This window comes from Micromonospora sp. WMMD754 (assembly GCF_049315235.1).
In the GTDB taxonomy this organism is placed as follows: domain Bacteria; phylum Actinomycetota; class Actinomycetes; order Mycobacteriales; family Micromonosporaceae; genus Micromonospora; species Micromonospora sediminicola.
Map to the genome: position 1 here is coordinate 808,506 of NZ_CP186058.1, position 20,964 is coordinate 829,469.

A 20,964-nucleotide genomic window follows, 5' to 3' on the forward strand; every position below is an offset into this window, starting at 1 on the left:
ACGTCTGTTAACAAGGGGCCCTTCCTTGCGTCCTAACACGTGGGAACGCGCGCGGCCCTGCGCGGTTGAACCTTCCCACGGACACCTCCACGCATCGGTCGATGCAGTTTTTCACAGAGGGGTTCCCGCCCTAGCTACCGTTCAGTAACGTCCGGCCCCACAGGAACGCGACCGGTGCCGGATGTGTCGATTGCCGACATGGCGGTCCCGTCGCACCGGCGCCGACGATGGCAGCACCCCTGCCCCCGGTGTGGGTGCGGACGAACGGGAGGTCACCGTGCAGGACATCCTCGAAGCGATCATGGCGGCGGAGGGCTCGGCGCAGCCCGAGCGGGACCTTGCCGGCCTCGCCGGCCTGCCGGTGCCGGAGAGCTACCGGGGCGTGGTGGTCCGCGCCGAGGACACCCGGATGTTCGACGGCATGGCCACCCGCGACAAGGACCCGCGCAAGGCGTTGCACGTCCAGGAGGTGCCCACCCCCGAGCTGGGCCCGGGCGAGGCGCTGGTCGCGGTGATGGCCAGCGCGATCAACTACAACACCGTGTGGACCAGCATCTTCGAGCCGCTGCCCACCTTCAAGTTCCTCCAGCGCTACGGCCGGCTCTCCGAGCTGACACGCCGCCACGACCTGCCGTACCACGTGGTCGGGTCGGACGCGGCGGGCGTGGTGCTGCGCACCGGGCCCGGCGTCACCCGGTGGAAGGCCGGTGACGAGGTGGTCGCGCACTGCCTGTCGGTCGAGCTGGAGGACGCCGCCGGCCACGACGACACGATGCTCGACCCGCAGCAGCGGATCTGGGGCTTCGAGACCAACTTCGGCGGTCTGGCCGAGCTGTGCGTGGTCAAGGCCAACCAGCTGATGCCGAAGCCACGCCACCTGAGCTGGGAGGAGGCGGCCAGCCCCGGCCTGGTCAACTCCACCGCCTACCGGCAGCTCGTCTCGCACCACGGCGCGAACATGAAGCAGGGTGACGTGGTGCTGATCTGGGGCGCCTCCGGCGGCCTCGGCGGCTACGCCACCCAGATGGCGCTCAACGGCGGCGCGATCCCGGTCTGTGTGGTCTCCTCCCCGGAGAAGGCCGAGCTGTGCCGGAAGATGGGCGCCGAGCTGGTCATCGACCGCAGCGCCGAGGGCTTCCGGTTCTGGAAGGACGAGGAGACCCAGGACCAGGACGAGTGGCGTCGCTTCGGCGAGCGCATCCGCGAGCTGACCGGCGGCGAGGACCCGGACATCGTCTTCGAGCACCCGGGCCGGGAGACGTTCGGCGCCAGCGTCTACGTCGCCAAGAAGGGCGGCACGATCGTCACCTGCGCGTCCACCAGCGGCTTCCTGCACCAGTACGACAACCGCTACCTCTGGATGCACCTCAAGCGCATCGTCGGCAGCCACTTCGCCAACTACCACGAGGCGTGGCAGGCCAACCGCCTGGTCGCGCTCGGCAAGGTGCACCCGACCGTGTCGAAGACCTACGCGCTGGAGCAGACCGGCCAGGCCGCGTACGAGGTGCACCGCAACGCGCACCAGGGCAAGGTCGGCGTGCGCTGCCTGGCCCCCACCGACGGACTCGGCGTCCGCGACACCGAGCTGCGGTCCCGCCACGAAAGCGCGATCAACCGGTTCCGCGGGCACTGACCGTACGGTTGTCCCGGATTGCCTTTCCGGACGACCGGGACACCATTCGACTGTCGTGATGACAAAGGGCCGCGGGCACCGCCTCGCGGCCCTTTTCGCGCCCCGGTCCGGGTCCGGTCCGACCCGCCCGGGACCTGCCAAGATCGCCGGTTGGTCCGGTCCCGCCGCCGGGCGGAGTTGACCATGTAAACAGGACGCGAAAGCTGCCGACCACTCTTGCGAACCACCCTGGGGCGTCTGCGAGTATGTCCCAATGCCCCAGCAGCAGTCCTCCCCTCTTGCGTTCTTCGATAACGCGAACTCACAGCCCGATTTCACCGTTGGCCTGCGCGGTTACAACACCAACCAGGTCGACGACTTCATCGGCCGGCTGAGCGCCGCACTGAGCCAGTCCGAGCAGGCCCGCGCCGAGGCCGAGCAGCGGATGAACGACGCGCAGCGCCGCCTCCGCCAGGCCGAGCAGCGCCAGGGCGCGCTCGAGCAGAAGCTGACCGAGACCAACAAGCAGCTCGAGGAGAACAGCCGGCCGACGCTCAGCGGCCTGGGCACTCGCGTCGAGCAGATCCTCCGGTTGGCCGAGGAGCAGGCCAACGACCACCGCAACGAGGCCAAGCGCGAGTCGGAGGGCATCCTCTCCGCCGCCCGCCTCGAGGCGCGGGAGATCACCGACAAGGCCCGCGCCGAGGCGGCCGCCATGAAGGCCACCGCCGAGCGCGAGGCCGGCAGCGTGCGTACCGCCGCCGAGCGGGAGGCCGCCGAGGTGCGCGTGCAGGCCCGCCGCGAGGCGGACACCCTCCGCGCCGACGCCGACCGCGAGACCAAGCAGCTGCGTACGGTCACCGCGCACGAGGTGGCCGAGCTGAAGTCGACTGTCGAGCGGGAGGTCGCCACCCTGCGCGCGACCGCCGAGCGGGAGATCACCCAGCAGCGGGCCAAGGCCGCGCGGGAGGCCGAGGAGAAGCGGGCCGAGGCGACCAAGCTGCTCACCGACGCGCGCGACAAGCGCGACAAGGACCTCCAGGCCCTGGAGCTCCAGCTCGCCGAGCGGCGCGAGAAGGCCGAGCGCCAGGAGTCGGAGCGGCACGCCGCCCAGGTCGCGCAGACCCAGAAGCTGGTGAACGAGGCCGAGCAGCGGGCCCGCGCCGCCCAGGAGCGGGCGAAGGAGATCGAGCAGCGGGCCGAGGCCCGCCGGGTCGAGTCCGAGCGCACCGCCAACGACACGGTCGACAAGGCCAAGGCGCTGGCCGACAAGACGCTCAACGAGGCGCGCGCCGAGGCGCAGCGCGTGCTCAACGAGGCCCGCACCGAGGCCGAGCTGACCACGCAGGCCGCCCGCCGCGAGGTCGAGGACCTCACCCGCCAGAAGGACGCGGTCACCTCGCAGCTCGGGCAGATGCTCTCCGGCCTGGCCGGCATCGTGCCGGGCGTGCCGGCCGGCGGCGCCAACAAGGCCGAGGCGCCGAAGGCCGACGCCTCCGGGCAGAAGGTGACGGCCGAGTCGGCCAGCTGATCGACCACCCGCTGACGGGGCATGAGCCACGGCGCGGGGTGACACCGGGTGACCGGTGCCGCCCCGCGCCGTCATGCTGTCCGGCCCGTTTCGCCACGAGGGTGAAGTAGGTCCCAGAAGGGGCGTCCGTATCGCCCCAGCAGAGCCGGATGCGTGTGAGGATGGGGGCATGTCGCACGGCGAGGAACTGTTCGCGCTCGGCGGGGACGTGACCACGGAGCCCAGCTTCGAGTCCGCGCTGCGGGGATACGAGAAACGACAGGTCGACCGCTACGTCGCCCGCGCGGAACACGAGATCGCGGCGCTGACCACCGAGCGGGAACAGGCGTACACCCAGATCCACAAGCTGGCCGGCCAGGTCGAGGTGCTGCAACGCGACCTCGCCCAGGTGCGCAAGCAGATAGGTGTGGTGGACCGGGCCTCGTTCCGCCACCTCGGTCCGCGGGTCGAGCAGATCCTCACCATGGCCGAGGAGCAGGCCGACGACATCCTCGCCGCCGCCAACGAGGAGATCGAGGCCCGCCGGGCCGCCGCCGAGCACATCGTCGAGGAGGCCCGGGAGCAGGCCGCCCAGGCGCTCAAGGACTTCGAGATAGCGCTCGCCGCCCGCCGGGCCGAGGAGGAGCGGCACACCGCCGCTCGTAAGGCCGAGGCCGAGGCCACGCTGAAGGCCGCCAAGGACGAGTCGGCGAAGCTGCGGACCACCGCCAAGGACGAGTCGGACCGGCTGCGCACGGCCGCCCGGGACGAGGCCGAGAAGCTGCGCCGGACCGCCCAGGACGCGCTGGCCAAGGCCCAGCAGGAGGCCAACCAGCTGCGGGACACCGCCAAGGAGATCCACTCCCGGGCCCAGCAGGAGGCCGCCCGGCTGCGCGAGTCGGCCAAGGAGGCGCTGGCCAAGGCCCAGCAGGAGGCCAACCAGCTCCGCGAGGCGGCCAAGGAGGTGCACGCCAAGGGCCAGCAGGAGGCCAAGCGGCTCACCGACGCCGCCGCCGAGGCAGGGCGGGCCACCCACGCCAAGGCGCTGGCCGAGGCCAAGAAGATCGTGGACGACGCGGAGGAGGCCGCCAAGGTCACCCGCGGCCGCGCCCGGACCGAGGCCAACCGGCTCACTACCGAGGCCGTCGAGGCGGGCAAGCGCAACCGCTCCGAGGTCGAGGCGTACGTGCAGCGCATGCGCACCGAGACCGAGGCGTACGTGCAGCAGGCCCGCGCGCAGACCCAGCAGGAGCTGGGCGCCTGGCGGGCCGGGGTGGAGAAGGAGGTCGCCGAGCGGCGGGAGAAGGCGGAGAAGGAGCTGGCCCAGCGCCGGGCCACCGCCGAGCAGGAGTACGCCAAGCGCCGCGACGAGCTGGACAACCAGCACACCAAGCGGCACGAGGAGCTGGAGAAGGCGTACGCCACCCGGCGCGACGAGATCGAACGGACCGCCGCGAGCGTCCGGCAGGCCGCCGAGGAAGACGCGCTCGGCATGCGGCAGCAGGCCGAGCTGGAGGCCGCCGAGCTGCTGCGCCGGGCCGAGGCGGACGCCACCGCCCAGCGCCGCAAGGCCGACGAGCACGTCGCGGCCTCGCGGCGGCAGTTCGAGGAGTACGCGGCCACGACCCAGCAGCACCTCGCCACCACCCAGCAGCACCTGGCCGCCACCCAGCAGGAGGTGGCCGCGGGCCGGCAGCAGCTCGCCCAGGTGATGCTGGAGATCGCCAAGGCGCAGCAGGAGCTGGCCGACCTGCGCACCGAGACGTGGAAGTCGCGGCAGGAGTCCGACGACCTGCAGCACCGGCTCACCGAGCTGCGGCGCGACGCCGACTCGGCCGGCATCGCCGCCACCCCGGTCGACCCGGGCGACCTCGCGGCCGCCGCCGGCGGCGACACCGGCCGCCCGACGGGTGACGGCACGCCGGTGGGCAGTGGCGCGCCGGCGGTGGGCAAGGGGGCCGGCCCGGCTCCGGTCAACGGGTCCGCGCCGGTGACGTCGGCAGGTGAGCCGGCTGAGGCGGGAAAGACCAAGCCGGTCGCCGAGCCGGTGACCACGATGGACTCCCCCGGCGGCGCCGGCGTCGACGGCGAGCCCACAGTGGCCGCCGTGCCGGGCGAGGGCGGCCGCGGCGCCACCCCGACGAAGATCACCAGCACCGGGGAGAACGGCAAGCGCCCGTCGAAGCCCACCACCGACGAGCGCAGCGCCAAGCCGAGCACCGTCACCGTCGACAAGGACTGACCCGACCCGCGTTCTGGCGGGTTCGGCCGCTCGCCGGACCCGCCGTCGCTCGACCTCCCCGAGCCCGCGCTCGCGCTCCGACCCTGCAAGATCCACACCAGGTCGCCCCGAGGGCGGCATCCCCGTGTCCCGTGCGCACCACATCGGCACCTACCACGTTCCGCCCGCCACCGCCGCAGGTCAGTCGCCAACCTGCGTCGTCCGCGCGTGACGGACGGTGACGCCGTCGGCCCATGGCACCCGTCGAAGGCGATATACCGCTGGGTCATATTTATGACTCAGCGGTATATCGCTCGAAACCGACGTGCCCGGGGCGCTCCCACCGTCTCGAATCGGCAACAGGGGTCTGCCTCGATGCGGCGGGAAGCCTCGGAAGGATGGTCCGCCCGGGCGGTGGCGGCTAACCTGCGGGCAGGGGTCGCGGCGTCCGTAGCGCGGCTTGCCAGGAGGTCGCTCCGCGGGTCGGCCGGAGCAGCGGGAGCCGGGAGGAACGGGTGTCGCAGGAGGGATCGGCCACCCCGGACCAGAACGGCACCACCCCGGCCGGGGACGGCAGCGGGCCGGTCCGGGAGGACATCGGCCGCCCCGAGGACGGCAGCGGGCCGGTCCGGGACGACATCGGCCGCCCCGAGGACGGCAGCACCGAGACCATGCCTGACGCCGGCCAGCCCGGGCACCGCACGGGCCCGGTCAACCGGGGTCGGCCGAGCCGAGCCGCGGACACCGCAACGGAAGCGGGCGACACCGACGTGCTCGTCGAACCGGGCGAGTTCGAGCCGAGCGGGCGGTTCGGCGTTCCCGGCCGGCCGCTGCGGCGCAGCAGCTTCCTGGTCGGGTTCACCGGGGCGCTCGGGGTGCTGCTGGCGTATGCGGTCTTCCTGGGCGTGCGCAACGCGGCCGGCATCCTGGTGCTGGTGGTGATCGCGCTTTTCCTCGCGGTCGGCCTGCATCCGGCGGTGGTGCGCCTGCGCCGGTGGGGGCTGCCGCACGGGCTGGCCGTGGCGGTGGTGACGCTGACCGTCCTGCTGCTGATCATCGGCGGGCTGCTGGCGCTGGTGCCGCCGGTGGTGACCCAGTCCGGGCAGTTCGTGCAGCAGCTTCCCGGCTATGTCGAGGACCTGCGCCGCAATCCCACCGTCAACGACCTCGTGGTCCGCTACGACGTGATGGACCGGGTCCGGTCGGCGGCGGACGCGGACACCATCGGCCGGGCGCTCGGCGGCGTGCTGGGCGGCGCGCAGCTGATCTTCGGCACGATCTTCCGGGTGCTGACCGTGCTGGTGCTGACGATCTACTTCCTGGCCTACTTCGACCGGCTGCGCGACCTCGGTTACGCGCTGGTGCCGCGCTCCCGCCGGGAGCGGGTCCGGTTGATCGGCGACGAGATCCTGACCCGGGTCGGGGCGTACATGGTCGGCGCGTTGGCCATCGCGGTGCTGGCCGGGGCGAGCACGTTCGTGTTCGCGCTGGTGGTCGGTCTGCCGTACCCGTTCGCGCTGGCCGTGGTGGTCGCGGTGACCGACCTGATCCCGCAGATCGGCGCGACCCTCGGGGCGGTGGTGGTGACCCTCGTCGGGCTCGCCACCGACCTGCCGGTGGGCATCGCCTGCCTCGTGTTCTTCCTGGTCTACCAGCAGGTGGAGAACTATCTGATCTATCCGAAGATCATGCGCCGGGCGGTGTCGGTGAACGAGGTGGCCGCCCTGCTGGCCGCGCTGCTCGGGGTGTCGCTGCTGGGCGTGGTGGGCGCGCTCATCGCGATTCCCATGGTGGCCGCGTTGCAGCTGATCCTGCGCGAGGTGGTGCTGCCCCGGCAGGACGCCCGCTGAGCCGTTACTCCGCGCGCCGCTGGGCCGGGCCGGGGACCGGGGTGTCGGCGAAGGCGGCCACGGTGCGGTCCGCGTACGCGCTGACGTCGCCGGTCTCCATCGGCCCGTCCCAGGTGGTCGGCAGCGGCAGGGACACGTCGGGGGCGACCCGCCGGACGATCTCGTCGAGCGCCTTCTCCGCGTCGCCGACCCAGAGGTGCTTGGCGCCGTCCACGCCGACGACCTGGGCCTGCGGGATCGCGGCGAAGCGCTCCCGGGCCTCCTCCGGGCGCAGGTAGTCGTCGAACTCCGGCACCACCGCGGTGAGCGGCCGGCCGGACTCGGCCCACACCGCGAGGTCCTCCGGTGCGGAGAAGCGCAGCGGCGGGGAGAGCAGGATCGCGCCGGTCACGGCCGGGTCGCAGCCGTACTTGAGCGCCAGGTCGGTGCCGAACGACCAGCCGACCAGCCAGATGTTCGGCAGTTCGTGGAACTCGGCGTACTCGATCGCGGCGGCCACGTCGAACCGCTCGCCGACGGCGTTGTCGAACTCCCCCTCGCTGGTGCCGCGGACGCTGCTGGTGCCCCGGGTGTTGAACCGGAGCACGGCCACGTCGGCCAGCGCGGGCAGCCGCCAGGCCGCCTTGCGGAACACGTGGCTGTCCATCATCCCGCCGTGGGTGGGCAGCGGGTGCAGGCAGACCAGGGTGGCGACCGGCTGGCGCTCCAGCGGCCGGGCCAGCTCGCCGACCAGCGTGAGGCCGTCGGCGGTGTGCAGCTCGATGTCCTCCCGGCGACCGGGCAGGATCGACGACGCGCGAATCGGAGTGCTCACGCCTGCCAGTCTCCCGCGCCAGCGGCCCCGCCGCCCGCCGGGGCGGGAACCGGGTGATCCAGATCGCTCAGCCGTAGCGGGGGGCGCCGCGGCCGCGCTGGAGGTTGGGGCCGCGCCGGTCCCGGGCCCGCCAGCAGCCGCTGTGCCAGTGCCGGCGGTCGGTGAGGTCACCCCGGTCGTCGGCCGGCCAGGCCACCAGGTGCGCCACGCCCGGGCGGATCTCCTGGTCGCAGCCGGGACAGCGGTACGTCTTGACGGACGCCCCGCCGCTGATCGCGCGCACCTGCCAGTCGCCGTCGCGCCACTGCTGCACGGTCGGCACGCCGTGGCGCGCGCGCTCGGCGTCCAGGCCGGTGGTCTCGTCCCGACGGGGGCGGTTGCGACGGGGGCTCACGGTCACCAAGCGTACGGGCCGCCGGCCGGACCGGCCCGGGTCGGGCGGCCCGGCCGGCGGGGGTCAGTCCCAGGTCTCCGGATCGGTCAGGTCCGGCGCCACCCGGGTACCGGCCAACACGCTCGCCGCCTCGGCCTCGGTGAAGTCGACCTGTCCGGCGGGCGGCGCGTTCTGCCACATCCAGCCGAACGTGGCGGTCAGGTGCGCCTTCGGGATGCCGAGCAGCTCGAGCTGGTGCCCCTCGGCGGAGAGGTGGGCGGGCCGCCCGTCCACCGTCCGGTTGCCGCTGGTGACGTCCCGTGCGATCTGCGCCCCGTGGACCAGTCGCACGTTCATCGTCGCGGTCGGCGCCCGCGCGATCGTGAGCTCGACGGTGAGCCCGCCGGGGAAGCCGTCGGCGTCGACCGCGCAGGTCGCCACCTGGGCGTCCGACGGCACCGCACCCAACCGCAGGGGCGCGTCGCAACGGCGTGCCTCGTTCCAGCGGATGGCCTCCACCGCCTCGGCCAGGGCGCTCCGGTCGCCACCGAGCATGCTCGCCCGGGCGTACAGGCCGGGAACCGGCTGCCAGGCCCGGACCGCGCCGCCGCCCCCGACCCGGAACTCGCGGACCTTGCCGTCGAACGTCACCGGGATCGCGCCCTCGGCGCCGGGAAGGCCGTTGAGCAGGAGTTCGGACACCGCCCGGCGGTCCGGGCTCACCTCGACCAGCACCGGCCGCCCGCCGCCGACGCGGTACTGGATCGACTCGGTCCGGTTCGCGGTGAAGGCCGCCCAGCCCAGGTAGCGGGCCCGGCGGGTGTCCAGCCCCAGGTGCAGCACCAGTGGGTCGCTGCCGACCAGCTCGGGGCGCTGGGCGGCACCGGGCGCCCCGTCCGCCTTCGGTGGGACCGGCGCTTCGGCCGTCGGTGTCGTCGCCGTCCAGGGCATCCGCCCGGCCAGGCCGCCCACGTCGGTGCGGACCGCGCCGGCGAGGCCGAGCACGCCGACCAGGGCGAGCGCGGTTCCGGCGGTGAGCCGGCGACGCACCTGCCGGCGGCGGCCGAGCGTGCGGGCGTCCCGCAGCAGACGGCCGGTGTCGATCTCCCCCTCGGCACGCTCCCGCAGCGCCGAGGTGATCCGCTGGTCGAGGTCGGTCACTGCCGGCTCCCCTTGGTCGTCGGGACGCCGCAGCGCTCCCGGAGGTGGGCGAGCGCCCGCATCGCGTGGGTGCGGACGGTGACCGGCGAGCAGTCGAGGATCTGGGCGATCGTGGCGTCGTCCAGGTCCTCGTAGTAGCGCAGCACCAGCACGGCGCGCTGGCGGTCGGGCAGGGCGCGGATCAGTCGCCACATCGCGTCCCGGTCGGCCGCCTCGCCGTCGAGGTCGCCCCGCTCGGGCCGCTCGGCGAAGGTGTCCACCGCCAGCTCCCGGTTGACCCGCCGGCGCCACCAGGAGTTGTGGGCGTTGACCAGCATCCGGCGCACGTACACGTCGGGCCGGTCGGCGCGGGCGATCCGCCGCCAGTGCACGTACGCGCGGGCCAGCACGTCCTGGGTCAGGTCCTCGGCGCGGTGCGCGTCGCCGGTCAGCAGCCGGGCCAGGCGCAACAGGGCCGGGCCGCGACTGCCGACGTACTCCTCGAAGGTCACACCCTCATGACGCCGTCACCGGCGCCGGTTGTTGACCGGCTCAGCGCCGGGTGTGGTCGCGGAAGCCCCGGCCGCTCTTGCGGCCCAGGTAGCCGGCGGTGACCAGGTGCTCCAGCAGCGGCGCCGGGGCGAACCCGGGCTCACGCAGCTCCAGGTACAGCTCCCGCTGGATGGCCAGCGAGACGTCCAGGCCGACCACGTCGAGCAGCTCGAACGGGCCCATCGGGTAGCCGCAGCCCAGCTTCATCGCGTAGTCGATGTCGTCCGCGGTGGAGTAGCTGGCCTCCAGCATCTTCACCGCGTCGTTCAGGTACGGGAAGAGCAGCGCGTTGACGATGAAGCCGGAGCGGTCGCCGCAGACCACGCCGGTCTTGCCCAGCTTCGCGCAGACCGCGCGCGCGGTGGCCGACGTCTCGGTCGAGGTGCGGATGGTCTGCACGATCTCCACCAGCGGCATGATCGGCGCCGGGTTGAAGAAGTGCAGGCCGACCACGTCGGCCGGCCGCTGGGTGGCCATCGCCACGTCGATCACCGGCAGCGACGAGGTGGTGGTGGCGAGCACGACGCCCGGCTTGCAGATCTCGTCGAGGCTGGCGAACAGCGCCTTCTTGACGCTCAGCTCCTCGACCACGGCCTCGACCACCAGGTCGACGTCGGCGAGGTGCTCCAGCGTGGCGGACCAGGTGATCCGGCCCAGCGCGGCGTCCCGGTCGGTCTCGCTGAGCTTGCCCCGCACCACGCCCTTGTTGAGCGAGGTCTTGACCGCCTCGCAGACCTTGGCGGACTTCTCCGCGCCCCGGGTCACCGAGATGACCTCGTAGCCGGCCTTCGCGAAGACCTCGATGATGCCGGTGGCCATGGTCCCGGAGCCGACCACGCCGACCTTGGCGACCACCCGGGCGCCGTCGGCGAGCGCGGCGTCGCCGGCCGCCGGCGTGTGCTCGTCGGCGACCACCCTCGGCGAGCCCGGCCGCTCGTAGGTGTAGAAGCCACGGCCGGACTTCCGACCGAGCAGCCCGGCGGTGACCATCTGCTTGAGCAGCGGCGCCGGGGCGTGCCGGCGGTCCCGGCCGCCGCGCCGGTACATCGTGTCGAGGATCTCGTACGCGGTGTCCAGGCCGATCAGGTCCATCAGCGCCAGCGGGCCCATCGGCAGACCGCAGCCGAGCTTCATGGCGGCGTCGATGTCCTCGCGGGTGGCGTAGCGGGCCTCGAACATGCCGACCGCGTGGTTCAGGTAGCCGAACAGCAGGGCGTTGGCGATGAAGCCGGCCCGGTCGCTGATCGTCACGTCGACCTTGCCGAGCCGCTCACAGAGCGCCTCCACGTCGGCCACCACGTCGGCCGAGGTGACCACCGTGCGAACCACCTCGACCAGCTTCATCACCGGGGCCGGGTTGAAGAAGTGGATGCCGATGACCTGGTTGGGCCGGGTCGTGGCGACGGAGATCTCGGTGACGCTCAGCGACGACGTGTTGGTGGCCAGGATGGCCTCGGGCTTGCACACCCGGTCCAGCTCGGCGAAGATCCGCTGCTTGAGGTCCAGGTGCTCGGGCACCGCCTCGATCACCAGGTCCACGTCGTGCAGCGCGTCCAGCCCGACCCGGAAGTCGACCCGCGCCATCAGGGCGTCCCGGTCGGCCTCGGCGAGCTTGCCCTTGGCGACGGCCCGGTCGGTGGAGCCGGTCAGCGTCACCCGACCCCGCTCCAGCGCGGCGTCGGAGATCTCCACGGCGGTCACGTCGAGGCCGTTGCGGGCGAACACCTCGACGATGCCGGCACCCATGGTGCCCAGACCCACCACACCCACCCTGGTGAACTCGCGCGCCACGACCGGCCTCCCCTTGGTTGACTCCGCCGTTGCCGACATGAACGGCCGCTAAGGTTATGCGCCGGAGTCTGCCACGTGACGCTTCGTTGTCGAGACGCCGTGGGATATTTCACGCACCGCGTCTCAGGCGGGCGCGGCGACCCCGGCGAGCGCCAGCAGCTCGGCCACGAACTCGGCCGGCCGCTCCAGGTGCGGGCTGTGCCCGCAGCCGGGCAGCGCCACCTCCCGGTACGTCCCGCCGGCCGCCGCGTACCGCTCCAGCACCGCCCGGGTCTGCCCGAGCATCGGCTGCGGCGGGCACTGCTCGGCGCCGGGCCAGCCGGGCACCATGCCGAGCTGACCGAGGTAGGCCAGGTCGAACAGCGAGGTGTCCGAGACGATCACGTCGGCGTCGCCGCGTACCCAGGTCACCGGCGGCTTGACCGGCACGGCGACCAACTCGTCGGCGAGCCGGAAGTGGGCCGGGGCCAACGTGTTGAGCACGCCGCGCCGCCCGGCGGCGGTCCCCGGCCAGTGGGCCGAGGCGACCGCGGTGCCCGGGTAGTTGTCGTCCCCGGTGGCGGTGGTGAGCATGCTCTCCAGCAGCAGGTCCTCGTCGTCGCCGAGCGACGCCGGGTCGGCCACGTACGCGGCGCGCAGCACGTTGCGCGGGCTGGTCGGGCCGTCCGCGCCCCGGTCGCCGGCGGCGAGCCGGGCCACGAAGTCGGGGTTCGCGCCGCCCGCGCCGGTGCCGGCGAAGTCGGGCGTGGTGGGGGTGCCGTCGAGGTCCCGGGTGCCGCCGAAGCCGTACGGGGAGACCGGCGCCTCCAGCAGCAGCCCGGCCACCCGTTCCGGGTGGTCGACCAGCAGCCGCATCGCCACGCCGCCGCCGAGCGAGTGCCCGACCACCACCGGCCGGGACCCGGGCGCGAACAGCCCGGGCGCGTCCAGCAGGGCGGCCACGTCGTCGGCGAAGTCGCCGAGGCCCCGGGTGGCGTCGACGGGCGCGGTGTCGGTCTCGCCGTAGCCGCGCAGGTCGGGGGCGACCACCCGGAGCGTCTCCGGCAGCCGGGGCAGCAGTGGCTCCCAGAACGCGGAGGAGGAGACGTTGCCGTGCACCAGCAGCACCGGCACGCCGTCCGGCGGGCCGGCCACCCGGACCGCCTGGGTGATGCCGTGGGCCTGGACCGTGTGCCGTGCGCTCCGCATCAGCGCATGCTGGCACATCAACCCGCCCGCAGCCATGTGGGCGACCTCCACACCGGTCGGCCCGGGCCTGTCGCCGCCGGGGGCGGCGCCGGCGGTCAGCGGGCGTCGACCGGCAGCGCCTCGCGCGACTCGATCGGCTGGCGCGGCGCCGGGACCGGCAGCGGCAGGGTCGGGCGCTGGTCGCGCCGCGGCGCGCCGAAGCTCATCCCGACCGGGTCGGTGCGGGCCACGCCCGGGTCGTAGAGGCGCAGGTCGGTGCGACCGAGACGGACCACGTCGCCGTCGGCGAGCGGCACGCTGCCGCTGATCCGTCGGTCGTTGAGCCAGGTGCCGTTGGTCGAGCCGAGGTCGGTGAGCAGCACCCCGTCGGTGGTGGCCTGGACGGTGGCGTGCCGCCGGCTCAGGTGGGGGTCGGCGAGCACGATGTCGGCGCTCGGCGCCCGACCGATCACCTGGACGCCCCGTCCGACCCGGAAACTGAGCCCACGCATCGCCCCACCGGACACCGTCAGCAGCGGCATCAGCTCCGGATGATCCTCCATGGACCGTCGACCTCCACCCCACATCGCCCCGCGGCGTCAGCCTGCCACCTCACCGTAGTGGCTCCCACCACCGCGCGGTCACCCCCGTGACCCCGGCCGGCCATCTCCCGTTCGCCGTTCGGGCAGTCGGCCGCGGCGCGATCGGGTGGCACCGGCGTCGATGCGACGCGGGCCGGTCCGGGCAGCGTACGGGGTCCGTGACACCTACCGGTGAGTAATGTTCGGGTCTAGACTGCGGCCATGACCGCTGTGCATGTCCCCGGAACTCCGCTCATCGAGGCCGGTCGACTGGTGTCGACGAGCCCGGCGACCGGCGCGGAGGCCGGGCGACTCCCGGTGGCGACCGAGGCGGACGTGCGCGCCGCCGTCGACCGGGCCCGCCCGGCGGCCGACTGGTGGGCCGGGCTCGGCTTCGCCGGCCGGCGGGACCGGCTCCAGCGCTGGCGCGGCGTGCTCGCCCGGCGGATCGAGGAGCTGGCCGAGCTGATGCACACCGAGGGCGGCAAGCCGGTCGGCGACGCCGTGGTGGAGATCCTCACCGCGTTGGAGCACATCGACTGGGCGGCCCGCAACGCCCGCCGGGTGCTCGGCCCCCGGCGGGTCCGCTCCCGGCTGATCCTGGCCGAGTTCACCGGTCACCTGGAATACCAGCCCTACGGCGTGGTCGGCGTGATCGGCCCGTGGAACTATCCGGTCTTCACCCCGATCGGCTCCGCCGCGTACGCGCTGGCCGCCGGCAACGCGGTGGTGTTCAAGCCCAGCGAGTACACCCCGGCCGTGGGCCAGTGGCTGGTCGACCGCTTCGCCGAGGTGGTGCCGGAGCAGCCGGTGTTCCAGGCGGTGCACGGGCTCGGCGACGTCGGCGCGGCGCTGTGCCGCTCCGGGGTGGCGAAGCTGGCCTTCACCGGCTCGACCGCCACCGCGAAGAAGGTGATGGCCGCCTGCGCCGAGACGCTCACCCCGGTGCTGCTGGAGGCCGGCGGCAAGGACGCGATGATCGTGGACGCCGACGCCGACCTGGACGCCGCGGCCGAGGCCGCCGTCTGGGGCGGGCTCACCAACGCCGGCCAGACCTGCATCGGCATCGAACGGGTCTACGCGGTCGACCAGGTCTTCGACGCGTTCGTCGACAAGGTGGTGACGAGGGCCGGCCGACTCACCGTCGGCGCGGACGGCACCGACCTCGGCCCGATCACCATGCCGTCCCAGATCGACGTCATCCGCCGCCACATCGACGACGCGGTCGCCCGGGGTGGCCGTGCGGTGCTCGGTGGCCCGGAGGCGGTCCAACCGCCGTACGTGCACCCGACCGTGCTGGTCGACGTGCCGGAGGACTCGGTGGCCGTCCGCGAGGAGACGTTCGGCCCGACGCTGACCGTCAACCGGGTCCGCGACGTCGACGAGGCCGTGGAGCGCGCCAACGCCCTCCCGTACGGCCTCGGGGGTTCGGTCTTCGGCCGGGCGCGGGCGGTGGCCGTGGCGCGGCGGCTGCGCTCCGGGATGGCCTCGGTCAACTCGGCGCTGACCTTCGCCGGCATGTCCACGCTGCCGTTCGGCGGCACCGGCGAGTCCGGCTTCGGCCGGATCCACGGCGAGGACGGGTTGCGCGAGTTCGGCCGCCCCAAGGCGGTCACCCGCCGCCGGGCCCGCTCGCTGCTGCCGGCCATGACGTTCGAGCGCACCCCGGCCGACGTCGCCCGCCTGGTCAAGGTCGCCAAGCTGATGTACGGCCGGGGGCGCTGAGCCTCAGAACAGCGTCAGCTCGTCGCGCTCGATGCCGCGCAGCTTGTCGTAGTCGACCACCACGCACCGCATGCCCCGGTCGGTGGCGAGCACCCGGGCCTGCGGCTTGATCTCCTGCGCGGCGAACACGCCGGTCACCGGCGCGAGCAGCGGGTCGCGGTTCATCAGCTCCAGGTAGCGGGTGAGCTGTTCCACGCCGTCGATCTCGCCGCGCCGCTTCACCTCGACCGCCACCGCGCGGGCGTTCGCGTCCCGGCAGAGCAGGTCGACCGGGCCGATCGCGGTCATGTACTCCCGGCGGACCAGCGTGAAGCCCTCCCCCAGCGTCTCCGGGTTGGCCGCGAGCAGCTCCTGCAGGTGCGCCTCGACGCCGTCCTTGCGCAGGCCCGGGTCGACCCCCAGCTCGTACGAGGTGTCCTGGAAGATCTCCTCCAGGGTGATCCGCAGCTCCTCGCCGGCCTTGTTGACCACCCGCCACACGCCGGGCGCCTCCTCCAGGCGACACGGCGGGCTCATCCAGTTCAACGGCTTGTACGCCCGGTCGTCCGCGTGGATCGACACCGAGCCGTCCGCCTTCACCATGAGCAACCGGGTGGCCGGCGGCAGGTGGGCCGAGAGCCGTCCGACATAGTCCACCGAGCACTTCGCAATGACCAACCGCACCCGACGAGGGTAGCGGAGCCCCCGGCCGCCGCCGACGAGCGCCACTGGCGCACCGGTGCCATATTGAGATCGTGCTCGAAGTCCTCACCGGTTCCGGACTCGCCGCCTCGGCGGGTCTGAACGCCTACATCCCGCTGATGCTGATGGGCCTGCTGGCCCGCTACACCGACCTGATCGAGCTGCCCAGCGGTTGGCAGTGGCTCGGCAACGGCTGGGTGCTGGCGATCCTCGCCGTGCTGCTCGCGGTCGAGGTGGTGGCCGACAAGGTGCCGGTGGTCGACCACGTCAACGACATGGTGCAGACGGTGGTCCGGCCGACCGCGGGCGGCCTGGCCTTCGGCGCCGGTTCCGGCTCGGAGACGGTCACGGTCAGCGACCCGGACACGTTCTTCTCCACCCACCAGTGGGTGCCGGTGGTGGTCGGGGTGCTGATCGCGCTCGGGGTGCACCTGCTCAAGGCCGCCGCCCGGCCGGTGGTCAACGCGACCACGGCCGGCTTCGGCGCGCCGGTGGCCAGCACCGCCGAGGACGCGACGAGCGTGGTCATGTCGGTGGTGGCGATCCTGCTGCCGGTGCTGGTGCTGGTGTTCGCGGTCGGCCTGGTGGTGTTCGCGGTCTGGCTGGTCCGCCGCCGCCGGCACCGACGCCGGGAACGCGCCGCCGCCCGCGCGGCCGGCTTCCGCGTCTAGCCGGCTGGGCCGGTCAGCGGCTCCGGTAGGTCATGCAGTCGGCCATGTCCATGTCCGGGCCCACCGTGATGGCCGGGGCGTGGCACTCCAGGTCGGAGTTGTGCTGGCAGTCGGAGCGTGAGCAGGCGCCGACCTGGGCGACCAACTGGTCGATGCCGCCGCGCACCGGCAGCTCCACGAAGGTGTGGCAGTGGGCGTGGTCGCTGCTGCCGATCGTGATGGCGAACGCGTGGCAGTCGTTCGTGTGGTTGTAGGCGCAGGACCGGACGGCGCACTCCTGGACCCGGGGCATCTCCATCGACGCGGTCATCATTCCCGCCCTTCCGTGGGTGTCTTGCCCCGATTTTAGGCTTTTGCGCCCTCCGCGTCAGCTCAACCCGTTGGCCTCGCGGATCACGGTGACCAGCTGGTCGATGATGCCGGTGAGCGCGAAGTCCTTCGGCGTGAACACCCGGGCCACGCCGGCGGCCCGCAGCGCGTCGGCGTCACCGGCCGGGATGATGCCGCCCACCACCACCGGCAGGTCGCCCCGCCCGGCCGCGCGCAGCCCGTCCAGCACGGCCGGCACGGCCGCCAGGTGCGAGCCGGAGAGCACGGAGAGACCGACCAGGTCGACGTCCTCCTCCACGGCGGCGGCCACGATCTGCCCGGCGGTCAGCCGGATCCCCTGGTAGACCACCTCGAAGCCGGCGTCGCGGGCGCGTACCGCGATCTGCTCGGCGCCGTTGGAGTGCCCGTCCAGCCCCGGCTTGCCGACCAACAGCCGCAGCCGGCCGCTGCCCAGCTCCCGGGCCGTGGCGGCGACCCGCTCGCGGACCGACGCGAGCCCGGCGTCGCCACCGACCCCGGCCGCGCCGGAGAGCCCGGTCGGCGCCCGGTACTCGCCGAAGACCCGGCGCAGCGCGCCCGCCCACTCGCCGGTGGTCACCCCGGCCCGCACGCACGCCAGCGTCGCGTCCATCAGGTTCGTGGTGGTCGCGGCGTCCGCCCGCAGCCGGTCCAGCGCGGCGTCCACGGCCGCCGCGTCCCGGCCGGCCCGCCACTGGCGTACGCCGTCCGCGGCGGCCGCCTCGACCGCCGGGTCGACCTGCTCGACCGCCTCGGCGCCGGCCGCGGTCAGCGGGGACGGCTCGGTCTCGGTGAACCGGTTGACGCCGACCACCACGTCCGCGCCGGACTCCATCCGCCGACGCCGGTCGGCCAGCGAGGCGACCAGCGCGCTCTTGAGGTAGCCGGACTCCACGGCGGTTTCCACGCCGCCCATCTCCAGCACCTTCTCCAGCTCGACCCGCGCGCCGGTCACGATGTCGTCGACCAGTGCGGTCATCACGTGCGAGCCCTCGAACAGGTCCGGATATTCCAGCAGGTCCGACTCGTACGCCAGCACCTGCTGCATGCGCAGCGACCACTGCTGGTCCCAGGGGCGGGGCAGACCGAGCGCCTCGTTCCAGGCGGGCAGCTGCACCGCCCGGGCCCGCGCGTCCCGGGAGAAGGTGACGCCGAGCATCTCCAGCACGATCCGCTGGATGTTGTTCTCCGGCTGCGCCTCGGTCAGGCCCAGCGAGTTGACCTGCACGCCGTAGCGGAACCGGCGCTGCTTCGGATTCTCCACGCCGTAGCGGTCGCGGGTGATCTCGTCCCAGAGCGCGCCGAACGCGCGCATCTTGGCGATCTCCTCGACGAAGCGCACCCCGGCGTTGACGAAGAACGAGATCCGCTGGACCACGTCGCCCATCCGCTCGGCCGGCACCTGGCCGGAGTCGCGCACGGTGTCGAGCACGGCGACGGCGGTGGCGAGCGCGAAGCCGACCTCCTGCACCGGCGTCGCGCCGGCCTCCTGGAGGTGGTACGAGCAGATGTTGACCGGGTTCCACCGCGGCATCTCCCGCAGCGTGTACGCGATCACGTCGGCGGTCAGCCGCAGCGAGGCGGCCGGCGGGAAGATGTACGTCCCCCGGGACAGGTACTCCTTGATGATGTCGTTCTGCGTGGTGCCGGCGCAGCGGCTCAGCTCCGCGCCCTGCTCGGCGGCGACCGTGCCGTAGAGGCCGAGCAGCCACATGGCCGGCGCGTTGATCGTCATCGAGGTGTTCATCTCGGCGATCGGGATGCCCTCGAAGAGCGCCCGCATGTCGCCGAGGTGCGCCACCGGCACGCCGACCCGGCCCACCTCGCCGGCGGCCAGCTCGTGGTCGGGGTCGTATCCGGTCTGCGTCGGCAGGTCGAACGCGACCGACAGCCCGGTCTGCCCCTTCGCCAGGTTGCGGCGGAAGAGCGCGTTGGTGGCCGCGGCGGAGGAGTGCCCGGCGTACGTGCGCATCACCCACGGGCGGTCCCGCTCCGGCAGGCGTCCCGGCGTCGCGTCATCCATGGCCGGAGTTTAAGTTACCGTTCAGTAAAACGGGCTGTGGAAAACCACACAGGTCCATGGAGCGGACCGACGGGCACGGACGGCGACAGATGGGCGACACCACCACACCCCGGCCCGCGGCCGGGCACGCGGCAGTCGCACACTGGACGTCATGGAAGACGAGCTCGCGATCTCCGTACGGGGACTGCGCAAGACGTACGGCGACAACGTCGCGGTGGCGGGGGTGGACCTGGACGTCCACCGGGGCGAGGTGTTCGCCCTGCTCGGCCCGAACGGCGCGGGCAAGACCACCACGGTGGAGATCCTGGAGGGCTACCGGCACCGCGACGCCGGCGAGGTGCGGGTGCTCGGCGTCGACCCGGCCAGGCCCGACGCCGGCTGGCGTTCCCGGGTGGGCATCGTGCTCCAGGGCACCGGCGAGTTCGACGAGCTGACCGTCGGCGAGGTGGTCCGGCACTTCTCCGGCTTCTACCCCGACGCCGACGACCCGGACAAGGTGGTCGAGCGGGTGGGGCTGGGCGCCAAGGCCAGGGCGCGTACGCACACGCTCTCCGGCGGGCAGAAGCGCCGCCTCGACGTGGCGCTGGGCATCATCGGCCGGCCCGAGCTGCTCTTCCTCGACGAGCCGACCACCGGTTTCGACCCGGAGGCCCGGCGCGAGTTCTGGGAGCTGATCCGGGACCTCTCCGCCGCCGGCACCACGATCGTGCTCACCACCCACTACCTGGACGAGGCCGAGGCCCTCGCCGACCGGGTCGGCGTGATCGCCGCCGGGCGGGTGATCGAGGTCGCGCCGCCGAACGCGCTGGGCAACCGGCAGGAGTCGCTGGCGACCGTCTCCTGGCGTACCCCGGAGGGAACGCCGGGCTCGGCGGAGACCGCGACGCCGACGGCGCTGGTGGCCGAGCTGGCCGCGCGCTTCGGCGGCGAGGTGCCCGGCCTGACCGTGACCCGGCCGACCCTGGAAGACGTCTACCTGCGGATGATCGGACACTCATGACCACCACGACGAAGCCGACGGCCCCGGTCGCCGCGGCACCGGCCCGGCGGCTCGGCGCGGGCACGCTGGCGCTGCGCCAGGGCCGGCTGGAGATCACCCAGTTCCTGCGCAGCCGGGAGTCCGTCGTGTTCACGATGGGCTTCCCGATCATCATGATCCTGATCTTCGCGGCGATCTTCAGCGACGAGATCGCCCCGGGCGTCAGCTACACGCAGTACTTCATCACCGGCATGATCGCGACCGGGCTGATGACGGTGAGCTTCCAGAACCTCGGCATCTGGATCCCGATCGAGCGGGACCGGGGCGTGCTCAAGCGCTACCGGGGCACGCCGATGCCGAAGTGGGTCTGGTTCGCCGGCAAGGTGATCATGGTGGTGGTCATCGGCATCGCCGAGACCGCGCTCCTGCTCGCCGTCTCGGTCGCGCTGTTCGACCTGGACCTGCCGCAGACCGCCGCCAAGTGGCTCACCTTCGGCTGGGTCGCCGTCCTCGGCGTCACCGCCTGCACGCTCTGCGGCATCGCCATCTCGTCGCTGGCCCGCACCGCCCGCAGCGGCTCCGCCGTGGTCACCCCGGTCGCGCTGGTCCTCCAGTTCATCTCCGGCGTGTTCTTCGTCTTCACCAGCCTGCCCACCTGGATGCAGCAGGTCGCCGCGATCTTCCCGCTGAAGTGGATGTGCCAGGGGCTGCGCTCGGTCTTCCTGCCGGACAGCTTCGGCGGCCAGGAGCCGGGCGGGTCGTTCGAGCTGGGCAAGGTGGCGCTGGTGCTGGCAGCCTGGTGCGTGATCGGTCTGGTGCTCTGCCTGAGCACCTTCCGGTGGACCACCCGCCGCGACGGCTGAGGTGTAAGGAAGGGCCCCTTCTTAACGCCTGCGGTAGAGGAAGGGCCCCTTCCTAACCACGCA

At 73.0% G+C, this 20,964-nt stretch carries 18 protein-coding genes; 8 read left to right on the forward strand and 10 right to left on the reverse strand.

Annotated features, from left to right (window positions below; all coding sequences use genetic code 11):
- Positions 1 to 277 precede the first annotated feature (277 nt).
- The 4 genes from ccrA to ACN27B_RS03805 all read left to right on the forward strand — a co-directional run bounded on the left by ccrA (position 278) and on the right by ACN27B_RS03805 (position 7,193).
- Positions 278 to 1,633: a crotonyl-CoA carboxylase/reductase gene (gene ccrA, locus ACN27B_RS03790; protein ID WP_098747380.1), complete on the forward strand. Its 1,356-nt coding sequence runs from the start codon at positions 278 to 280 to the stop codon at positions 1,631 to 1,633.
- Positions 1,634 to 1,886: 253 nt separating this feature from the next.
- Positions 1,887 to 3,143, forward strand: a complete 1,257-nt coding sequence (locus tag ACN27B_RS03795) for a DivIVA domain-containing protein (RefSeq protein WP_099163893.1) — start codon at positions 1,887 to 1,889, stop codon at positions 3,141 to 3,143.
- Positions 3,144 to 3,312: 169 nt separating this feature from the next.
- Positions 3,313 to 5,364, forward strand: coding sequence for a hypothetical protein (locus ACN27B_RS03800; protein ID WP_422743504.1), 2,052 nt, complete (start codon positions 3,313 to 3,315; stop codon positions 5,362 to 5,364).
- Between the two features lie 650 nt (positions 5,365 to 6,014).
- Complete coding sequence (locus ACN27B_RS03805) at positions 6,015 to 7,193, forward strand: AI-2E family transporter (RefSeq protein WP_422745837.1); 1,179 nt, start codon at positions 6,015 to 6,017, stop codon at positions 7,191 to 7,193.
- Between the two features lie 4 nt (positions 7,194 to 7,197).
- On the opposite strand, the gene ACN27B_RS03810 is transcribed toward ACN27B_RS03805, so the two are convergent.
- From ACN27B_RS03810 to ACN27B_RS03840, 7 genes are all read right to left on the reverse strand, one after another.
- The gene (locus tag ACN27B_RS03810; protein WP_422743506.1) at positions 7,198 to 8,007 is read right to left on the reverse strand and encodes an alpha/beta hydrolase; all 810 of its coding nucleotides are present in this window, start codon (positions 8,005 to 8,007) and stop codon (positions 7,198 to 7,200) included.
- Between the two features lie 67 nt (positions 8,008 to 8,074).
- Positions 8,075 to 8,407, reverse strand: coding sequence for a hypothetical protein (locus ACN27B_RS03815; protein ID WP_098747099.1), 333 nt, complete (start codon positions 8,405 to 8,407; stop codon positions 8,075 to 8,077).
- A gap of 57 nt (positions 8,408 to 8,464) precedes the next feature.
- Entirely contained in the window at positions 8,465 to 9,541 is a 1,077-nt protein-coding gene (locus ACN27B_RS03820; RefSeq protein WP_422743508.1) for a hypothetical protein, read from the reverse strand.
- Entirely contained in the window at positions 9,538 to 10,032 is a 495-nt protein-coding gene (locus ACN27B_RS03825; RefSeq protein WP_091571332.1) for a SigE family RNA polymerase sigma factor, read from the reverse strand. The genes ACN27B_RS03820 and ACN27B_RS03825 overlap by 4 nt, the downstream gene beginning before the upstream one ends.
- A gap of 40 nt (positions 10,033 to 10,072) precedes the next feature.
- A complete protein-coding gene (locus ACN27B_RS03830; protein ID WP_099163889.1) occupies positions 10,073 to 11,863 on the reverse strand; it encodes a 3-hydroxyacyl-CoA dehydrogenase family protein in 1,791 nt (596 codons plus the stop codon).
- Positions 11,864 to 11,986: 123 nt separating this feature from the next.
- Complete coding sequence (locus ACN27B_RS03835) at positions 11,987 to 13,051, reverse strand: alpha/beta fold hydrolase (RefSeq protein WP_422743510.1); 1,065 nt, start codon at positions 13,049 to 13,051, stop codon at positions 11,987 to 11,989.
- A 95-nt stretch (positions 13,052 to 13,146) separates the two neighbouring features.
- Complete coding sequence (locus ACN27B_RS03840) at positions 13,147 to 13,593, reverse strand: FHA domain-containing protein (protein ID WP_099163887.1); 447 nt, start codon at positions 13,591 to 13,593, stop codon at positions 13,147 to 13,149.
- A 240-nt stretch (positions 13,594 to 13,833) separates the two neighbouring features.
- Here ACN27B_RS03840 and ACN27B_RS03845 point away from each other — a divergent pair, with 240 nt between their 5' ends.
- Positions 13,834 to 15,336: an aldehyde dehydrogenase family protein gene (locus tag ACN27B_RS03845; RefSeq protein WP_099163886.1), complete on the forward strand. Its 1,503-nt coding sequence runs from the start codon at positions 13,834 to 13,836 to the stop codon at positions 15,334 to 15,336.
- Positions 15,337 to 15,339: 3 nt separating this feature from the next.
- On the opposite strand, the gene nucS is transcribed toward ACN27B_RS03845, so the two are convergent.
- A complete protein-coding gene (gene nucS, locus ACN27B_RS03850) occupies positions 15,340 to 15,999 on the reverse strand; it encodes an endonuclease NucS (protein ID WP_422743513.1) in 660 nt (219 codons plus the stop codon).
- Between the two features lie 71 nt (positions 16,000 to 16,070).
- On the opposite strand from nucS, the gene ACN27B_RS03855 reads away from it, so the two are divergent.
- On the forward strand, positions 16,071 to 16,688 hold the full coding sequence (locus tag ACN27B_RS03855) for a DUF4126 domain-containing protein (RefSeq protein WP_091571311.1): 618 nt from the start codon (positions 16,071 to 16,073) through the stop codon (positions 16,686 to 16,688).
- Between the two features lie 13 nt (positions 16,689 to 16,701).
- Here ACN27B_RS03855 and ACN27B_RS03860 read toward each other — a convergent pair whose 3' ends face one another.
- On the reverse strand, positions 16,702 to 16,998 hold the full coding sequence (locus tag ACN27B_RS03860) for a DUF1540 domain-containing protein (protein ID WP_091577020.1): 297 nt from the start codon (positions 16,996 to 16,998) through the stop codon (positions 16,702 to 16,704).
- Between the two features lie 57 nt (positions 16,999 to 17,055).
- Positions 17,056 to 19,059 (reverse strand): protein meaA, encoded by a 2,004-nt coding sequence (locus tag ACN27B_RS03865; RefSeq protein ID WP_422743516.1) that lies wholly within the window; start codon positions 19,057 to 19,059, stop codon positions 17,056 to 17,058.
- 151 nt (positions 19,060 to 19,210) lie between these two features.
- Between ACN27B_RS03865 and ACN27B_RS03870 the strand changes: the two genes are divergently transcribed.
- Both ACN27B_RS03870 and ACN27B_RS03875 read left to right on the forward strand, forming a co-directional pair.
- Positions 19,211 to 20,059, forward strand: a complete 849-nt coding sequence (locus tag ACN27B_RS03870; protein WP_091571304.1) for an ABC transporter ATP-binding protein — start codon at positions 19,211 to 19,213, stop codon at positions 20,057 to 20,059.
- The gene (locus tag ACN27B_RS03875; RefSeq protein ID WP_099163884.1) at positions 20,056 to 20,901 is read left to right on the forward strand and encodes an ABC transporter permease; all 846 of its coding nucleotides are present in this window, start codon (positions 20,056 to 20,058) and stop codon (positions 20,899 to 20,901) included. The genes ACN27B_RS03870 and ACN27B_RS03875 overlap by 4 nt, the downstream gene beginning before the upstream one ends.
- Positions 20,902 to 20,964: the final 63 nt, after the last annotated feature.